Raw genomic sequence first — 6,817 nt, 5'->3', positions numbered from 1 at the left:
CGCCTCACCGGCGAGACCACCATCTCGTGGCGCGATCCGACATCACAGAACCAAATCCGCATCACAGGATAAAACAACGGGAGAAAACGACCTCTTAGGCGGCGACGGTGGCCGGGGTCTTCTCCGGTTCGGCCGCCTCCTCGTGCGCGAGGGCGGCGAGGTAGCGCTCCCCATCCAGGGCGGCCTCGCAGCCGGATCCGGCGGCCGTGATGGCCTGCCGGTAGGTGTGGTCGACGACGTCACCGGCACCGAATACGCCCGGGATGTTCGTCCGGGTGGAGTGGGCTTCGACCTTCAGATATCCCTCGTCGTCCAGGTCGAGCTGGCCCTGGGAGATCTCGGTGCGCGGGTCGTGGCCGATCGCGATGAACAGGCCGGTGGCGTCGAGGGCGCAGGTCTTGCCCGTGAATGTGTCCCGCAGGACGAGGCCGGCGAGCACGCCGTTCTCCTCCTTGATCTCCGCGATTTCGCTGTCGAAGGCGAACGAGATCTTGTCGTCGGCGAAGGCCCGGTTCTGCATGACCTGCGAGGCCCGCAGTGTGGAACGGCGGTGCACGACCGTGACCGACTTGGCGAACCGGGTGAGGAAGGTGGCCTCCTCCATGGCCGTGTCGCCGCCGCCGACCACGACGATGTCGCGGTCGCGGAAGAAGAACCCGTCGCAGGTCGCGCACCAGGACACGCCCCGCCCGGACAGCTCCTCCTCGTTCGGCAGGCCGAGCTTGCGGTAGCCGGAGCCGGTGCCCACGATCACCGCCCTGGCACGGTGGACCGTGCCCGCAGAGTCGGCCTTCACTGCACCGGTCAGATTCACGGAGACGACGTCGTCCTCGAGGATCTCGGCGCCGAACCGCTCGGCCTGCGCCCGTATGTTCTCCATGAGAACCGCTTGCCGACGAGCTCGGCGACAAGGTCCGCTACGGCGCCCGCGCCACCGGCGTCTCCCGCCTCGGCCGCGACCGCATCGTCGACGCGGACCGTGAGGAGCAGCCCTTCGTCGTCCATGTCGAGTACGCCGACGGCCGCGAGGAGCGAATCACAGCCCGCGCCGTCATCGACGCCTCCGGCACCTGGACCACCCCCGCCCCGCTCGGCGGCGACGGCCTGCCCGCAAGCGAATCACAGCCCGCGCCGTCATCGACGCCTCCGGCACCTGGACCACCCCCGCCCCGCTCGGCGGCGACGGCCTGCCCGCAGTCGGCGAACGCACCGCGGCCGACCAGATCTCCTACCGGGTCCCCGACCTCAAGGACCCGGCAATCCTCGCCCGTTACACCGGCAAGCGCACCGCCGTCATCGGCTCCGGCGCCTCCGCCTTCACCGCTCTTGCGTACCTCGCCGACCTGGCGAAGTCCGAGGACAGCACAGGTACGCATGGGGTGTGGATCCTGCGCCGCGGCATTTCCTCCTCGACCTTCGGCGGCGGTGAAGCCGACCAGCTCTCTGCCCGCGGCGCGCTGGGCCTGGCGGCCAAGACGGCTGTGGACAACGGGTACGCCGACGCGGTGACCGGCTTCCGTACGGACGCGATCGAGCGCGACGGGGAGCAGCTCGTCCTCGTGGCAGAGGACGGCCGCCGCCTCGACCCGGTCGACGAGGTCATCGTGCTCACCGGCTTCCGCCCCGACCTCACGTTCCTGGACGAGCTGCGCCTCGGCCTCGACGAACGTCTCCATGCACCGGTCGCGCTGGCCCCGCTGATCGACCCCAACCAGCACTCCTGCGGCACCGTCTATTCCGCACGGAGTGAACGAGGTCTCCCACCCGGAGAAGGACACCGTCGCGGTCCGCATGCCGTCATGACGGCCGGCTCCGTCCTCGCGGTTCTCGCCGTGCTCGCCCTCGCGGTTGCCCCGAACCTGCCTGTCTTCTTTGTGGCTTGGGTGGCAGCAGGGATCGCCATGGCCGCCGCCTTCTACCAGCCGGCGTTCGCGGCCGTCACCCGTTGGTGGGGCCCGGACCGCGTTCGCGCCCTCACGGTCATCACTCTCGCCGGCGGGCTGGCCGGCTTCACACTTCGCGCCCCGGCCACAGGTCGCAGTCCAGCGCCTTTTCGAGGTTGGCGATCGTCAGAAGGTCGGGCCACGCCTCCCCGGCGAGCGCCTTGGCGATCGTGTATCGCGCGACGCCACTACTGCGCGACAGATGCGCGACCGAATCCAAGTACCTGTTCGGCTACGACGCAGCCCTCGCCGTGACCCGCGATGCCCGCCATGACCAGGTTCTCCTGGACGACAACACGCCCGACCCGGAAGTGCTGCCTGCCCTCGTCGTCGGTGTCTCCCTCGACAAGCCCGGACACCGGCCCGCCTCCAACGGGCTCAAGATCCTCAGCCGCGTCCGCGAGCGCGGCTACGACCCCGGCTACATCGCCGGTGACCTCGCGTACAACAACTCCGGCCCCGACGAATGGCAGCTCCCCGTCCGTGCCCTCGGGTACAAGCCGGTCTACGACTACCGCGTCGACCAGCTCGGCAAGCAGGCGGACACCCAGGGCGCGATCCTCGTCGAGGGCACCTGGTACTGCCCTCCATGCCGCAGCCACTGGTCGACGCCACGAAGGACCTCTACGCCGAGCGCATCGATCGCGAGGCCTGGGCCCGGCTGATCGCCGCGCGCAAGCCCTATCGCCTGATGCCCAAGGAGAACGAGGACGCGGAAGGGCACCAGCGCGTGATGTGCCCAGCGGAGGCGGGCAAGGTTCAGTGCCCGATCAAGTCACGCAGCATGGGCCGGGGCATCCACCTTCCGCTCGTGGACCCGGAGCCCAGCCCGGCCGGCCCGCTCAAGGTCTGCCGCCAGCGCAGCATCACCCTCGCCCCTGCCGAAGGCGGCAAGCACTGGCAGGCCCTCGAGTACGGCGACGAAGAATGGCAGAAGGTCTACTTCCGGCTGCGGAACAGCGTCGAGGGCTACAACGGCTACGCGAAGAATCCGCTGGCCGAAGCCATCGAGGCCGCTGGGTCCCGCCGCATCCGCGGCATCGCCGCCCAGACCATCCTCCTGGTCTTCCAGCTCGCCCATGCCAACCGCCGGAAGATCAAGAACTGGGTCGAGACCCTTGCCCTGGGGGGCAGCGACCACGCCGACGCACGCACCATCGCCGCCGAACCAAGCCACTGAGCAGCTGGACCCCCACCGGATACCTGGCGTCGTCAACCTAGATCCCCAGGACGCCAGCCGCACCAACTGAAGATCTTGAAGAGTCGAGGCCCGCTCCGTGACCGTTGCCACGGGGCGGGCCCTGCTGCGCGCCGACGGCTCCGGGCGACGGAGCCCCGACGCCGCTGGGTGGCCGTCGAGGCTGTGGATCAACGAGAAACGGGCCCTCACCAGGACTTTCGTCTCTGGCGAGAACCCGTTTCGTCGGTTTCTCTCTGTGCGCGAGGGGGGAGTTGAACCCCCACGCCCTTGCGGGCACTGGAACCTGAATCCAGCGCGTCTGCCTATTCCGCCACCCGCGCATTGGGTGTTGTCGTCGGGCTTCTCACCTGCTTGGTGCGGCCCCCTGGCGACATGCAGAAGATTAGCACGCTGCACAGGGTGGATTCACATCCGATTGTTTCGGGACCCTGTGGAGCGAACAGGGAACGAGGCGGGCGATCAGGGAACGCCGGGCGGCCTCCCCCCACTCCTCCTGTATGCACCCCGGGTGCGGGACACTGTGGGAAGGCCGCCTCTACGATCCGTGTGAGAGGTGACACTCATCGACGGGGCAGACAAGGGGAACCAGCCGATTTCCCGACGCGTGGATACGATCAGTAAGCAGTACCAGGACGGCAACGACGGAGGAGGTGCCTCATGGGAGTCCTGAAGAAGTTCGAGCAGCGACTCGAAGGTCTGGTCAACGGCACCTTCGCCAAGGTGTTCAAGTCCGAGGTCCAGCCCGTCGAGATCGCGGGCGCCCTCCAGCGCGAGTGCGACAACAACGCGACGATCTGGAACCGCGAGCGGACAGTCGTCCCCAACGATTTCATCGTCGAGCTCAGCGCGCCCGACTTCGAGCGCCTCAGCCCGTACTCGGGCCAGCTCGGCGACGAGCTGTCGGGCCTGGTTCGCGACTACGCGAAGCAGCAGCGCTACACCTTCATGGGGCCGATCAAGGTCCACCTGGAGAAGGCCGACGACCTCGACACCGGTCTGTACCGGGTGCGCAGCCGCACCCTGGCGTCGAGTACGTCACAGTCGGCCGGCGGCCCCGCAGCCGCGCAGGGTGGTGCTCCTCCCCGCGGCGGGTACGGCTACCCTCCGGCAGGCGCACCGCCGATGCCGGCCGCGCCGCCTCCCGGCATGCCCGGCACCGGACGCCCCGGCCCCGCAGCGGGCCCACGGGCAGCGATGCCCGGCGCCATGCCGAACACTCAAGTACGACGTTGGATCGAGATCAACGGCACACGCCATCAGATCTCCCGCCCGACGCTGGTGCTGGGTCGCAGCACCGACGCCGATGTGCGGATCGACGACCCCGGCGTCTCGCGCCGGCACTGTGAGATCCGGACCGGAACGCCCTCGACGATCCAGGATCTCGGGTCTACCAACGGCATCGTGGTAGACGGGCAGCACACCACCCGCGCTACGCTCCGCGACGGCTCGCGGATCGTCGTGGGCAGCACCACCATCGTTTACCGGCAAGCCGAAGGGTGAAGCGGGGGCAATGTCAGAGCTGACCCTGACGGTCATGCGGCTAGGTTTCCTGGCTGTTCTGTGGCTGTTCGTGATCGTGGCCGTCCAGGTCATTCGAAGCGATCTGTTCGGTACGCGCGTCACGCAGCGCGGCTCACGCCGCAACGCGGACACGCGTACGCAGCAGCCTCGCCAGGCTGCGGCGCCGCCGCAGCAGCGCCAGCAGGCGGCCAGCGGCCGCCAGCGCCGGGGTGCGCCCACGAAACTGGTCGTGTCCGAAGGCACCCTCACGGGTACGACGGTGGCCCTCCAGGGCCAGACCATCACCCTGGGACGGGCCCACGACTCGACAATCGTGCTGGACGACGACTACGCCTCCAGCAGGCATGCCAGGATCTACCCCGACCGTGACGGCCAATGGATCGTCGAGGATCTCGGGTCCACCAACGGCACTTATCTCGACCGGACCCGACTCACCACCCCGACACCGATTCCGCTGGGCGCGCCGATCCGCATCGGCAAGACCGTCATCGAGCTGCGGAAGTAGTACGACAATGAGCGAGCGGAGCGAGCGAGCCGCAGCGGTCCCCATGGGCGACCGGCACGGGCTCCCGACCGGAGGGTGGGCAGTGTGGCTCGAGACCGGCTGTACCCCGAGCCGACGGGCGAGGTGCGCATGAGTCTGTCTCTGCGTTTCGCCGCCGGATCGCACAAGGGCATGATCCGCGAGGGCAACGAGGATTCCGGTTACGCCGGCCCCCGTCTGCTCGCCATCGCCGACGGCATGGGCGGCCAGGCCGCGGGCGAGGTCGCCTCCTCGGAGGTCATCTCGACGCTGGTCACGCTCGACGACGACGTGCCCGGCTCGGACATCCTCACCTCGCTCGGCACCGCGGTGCAGCGGGCCAACGACCAGCTGCGCATGATGGTCGAGGAGGACCCCCAGCTCGAGGGCATGGGCACCACGCTCACCGCCCTGCTGTGGACCGGTCAGCGCCTCGGTCTGGTGCACGTCGGCGACTCCCGCGCGTATCTCCTGCGCGACGGGGTGCTGACCCAGATCACGCAGGACCACACCTGGGTGCAGCGGCTCGTCGACGAGGGCCGCATCACCGAGGAGGAGGCCACCACCCACCCGCAGCGCTCTCTGCTGATGCGCGCGCTGGGCAGCGGTGACCATGTCGAGCCCGACCTCTCCATCCGGGAGGTCCGTGCCGGCGACCGTTATCTGATCTGCTCCGACGGCCTGTCCGGTGTCGTCTCCCACCAGACGATGGAGGAGACGCTCGCCAGCTACCAGGGCCCGCAGGAGACCATTCAGGACCTGATCCAGCTCGCGCTGCGCGGCGGCGGTCCCGACAACATCACGTGCATCGTCGCGGACGTGCTGGACACCGACTCCAACGACACCCTGGCCGGCCAGATCAGTGACACCCCGGTCGTCGTCGGTGCGGTCGCCGAGAACCAGCACCAGCTGAACGACGGCGGCGCCATGCAGACCCCTGCGGGCCGCGCGGCCGGCCTCGGCCGCCCCTCGGCGCCGCCGGCTCCCGGTGGCAGCTTCGGCCCGCCGGGATCCGGCGACAGCTACGGCTCGGGCGGTATGCCGCCCGAGGGCGGCTTCGGGGCGTACACGGACGACGACTTCGTCAAGCAGCGCGGCGGCCGCAAGTGGCTGAAGAGATCGTTCTTCATCGCCCTCGCGCTCGCGGTCGTCGGCGGCGGGCTGTACGGCGGCTACCGCTGGACGCAGACCCAGTACTTCGTCGGCTCCAACGAAGAGCACATCGCGCTCTACCGGGGCATCAGCCAGGACCTCGCGTGGGTCTCGCTCTCGGAGGTGGAGAAGGATCACCCCGAGATCGAACTCAAGTACCTACCGCCCTACCAGCGGAAGCAGGTGGAGGCGACGATCACCGAGGACAGCCTCGGCAAGGCCCAGGCCAAGATCGACGAACTCGCGCGCCAGGCGAGCGCCTGCAAGAAGGACGAGCAGCGCCGTGAGGCGGCCGACCGCGCCAGCACCCCGCCGCCCGGCGAGGGCGAGGCGGGGGGTACCGCCGGGACGCCCACCACGCAGGGCACCAAGACCAAGCCGAACGCAGCCACTCCCTCTCCGGGTCCCACCCTCTCGGAGGAGGAGCAGAAGCTGGCCTCTAACTGCGGCAAGCAGTAAAAGGCCGTAGGGGGCCTT

5 protein-coding genes, 1 tRNA gene and 2 pseudogenes are annotated in these 6,817 nt (G+C 69.1%); 6 read left to right on the top strand and 2 right to left on the bottom strand.

Features of this window, described 5'->3' with window-relative positions; genetic code table 11:
* Positions 1-94: 94 nt before the first annotated feature.
* A pseudogene (locus tag AC067Z_RS33490) lies at positions 95-883 on the bottom strand (NAD(P)/FAD-dependent oxidoreductase); the annotation flags it as partial.
* Here AC067Z_RS33490 and AC067Z_RS33485 point away from each other — a divergent pair.
* From AC067Z_RS33485 to AC067Z_RS33475, 3 genes and pseudogenes are all read left to right on the top strand, one after another.
* Positions 883-1,800 (top strand): annotated as a pseudogene (locus tag AC067Z_RS33485) (NAD(P)/FAD-dependent oxidoreductase); the annotation flags it as partial. The pseudogenes AC067Z_RS33490 and AC067Z_RS33485 overlap by 1 nt on opposite strands.
* 304 nt (positions 1,801-2,104) lie before the next feature.
* Positions 2,105-2,608: a hypothetical protein gene (locus AC067Z_RS33480; protein ID WP_478793417.1), complete on the top strand. Its 504-nt coding sequence runs from the start codon at positions 2,105-2,107 to the stop codon at positions 2,606-2,608.
* A complete protein-coding gene (locus AC067Z_RS33475) occupies positions 2,533-3,123 on the top strand; it encodes a hypothetical protein (RefSeq protein WP_478793416.1) in 591 nt (196 codons plus the stop codon). Before AC067Z_RS33480 ends, AC067Z_RS33475 begins: the two co-directional genes overlap by 76 nt.
* Positions 3,124-3,380: 257 nt before the next feature.
* Here AC067Z_RS33475 and AC067Z_RS33470 read toward each other — a convergent pair.
* Positions 3,381-3,464, bottom strand: a tRNA-Leu gene (locus tag AC067Z_RS33470).
* 337 nt (positions 3,465-3,801) lie between these two features.
* Between AC067Z_RS33470 and AC067Z_RS33465 the strand changes: the two genes are divergently transcribed.
* The 3 genes from AC067Z_RS33465 (at position 3,802) to AC067Z_RS33455 (ending at position 6,799) form a co-directional block, all read left to right on the top strand.
* Positions 3,802-4,644 carry an FhaA domain-containing protein gene (locus AC067Z_RS33465; RefSeq protein ID WP_478793415.1) on the top strand — a complete coding sequence of 281 codons (843 nt, stop codon included), beginning with the start codon at positions 3,802-3,804 and terminating at the stop codon, positions 4,642-4,644.
* A gap of 10 nt (positions 4,645-4,654) precedes the next feature.
* Entirely contained in the window at positions 4,655-5,170 is a 516-nt protein-coding gene (locus AC067Z_RS33460) for an FHA domain-containing protein FhaB/FipA (RefSeq protein WP_478793414.1), read from the top strand.
* Positions 5,171-5,299: 129 nt separating this feature from the next.
* Positions 5,300-6,799, top strand: coding sequence for a Stp1/IreP family PP2C-type Ser/Thr phosphatase (locus tag AC067Z_RS33455; RefSeq protein ID WP_478793413.1), 1,500 nt, complete (start codon positions 5,300-5,302; stop codon positions 6,797-6,799).
* The last annotated feature ends 18 nt before the right edge of the window (positions 6,800-6,817 follow it).

This window comes from Streptomyces sp. NPDC043812, from assembly GCF_056436245.1.
The sequence above is the reverse complement of the archived record's forward strand: the minus strand, read 5'-3'. Positions and strand labels throughout refer to the sequence as shown.

Coding starts and splice junctions, on each gene's coding strand:
- AC067Z_RS33455 (WP_478793413.1), top strand. CDS start 5,300: ATGAGTCTGTCTCTGCGTTTCGCCGCCGGATCGCACAAGGGCATGATC.
- AC067Z_RS33475 (WP_478793416.1), top strand. CDS start 2,533: ATGCCGCAGCCACTGGTCGACGCCACGAAGGACCTCTACGCCGAGCGC.
- AC067Z_RS33465 (WP_478793415.1), top strand. CDS start 3,802: ATGGGAGTCCTGAAGAAGTTCGAGCAGCGACTCGAAGGTCTGGTCAAC.
- AC067Z_RS33460 (WP_478793414.1), top strand. CDS start 4,655: ATGTCAGAGCTGACCCTGACGGTCATGCGGCTAGGTTTCCTGGCTGTT.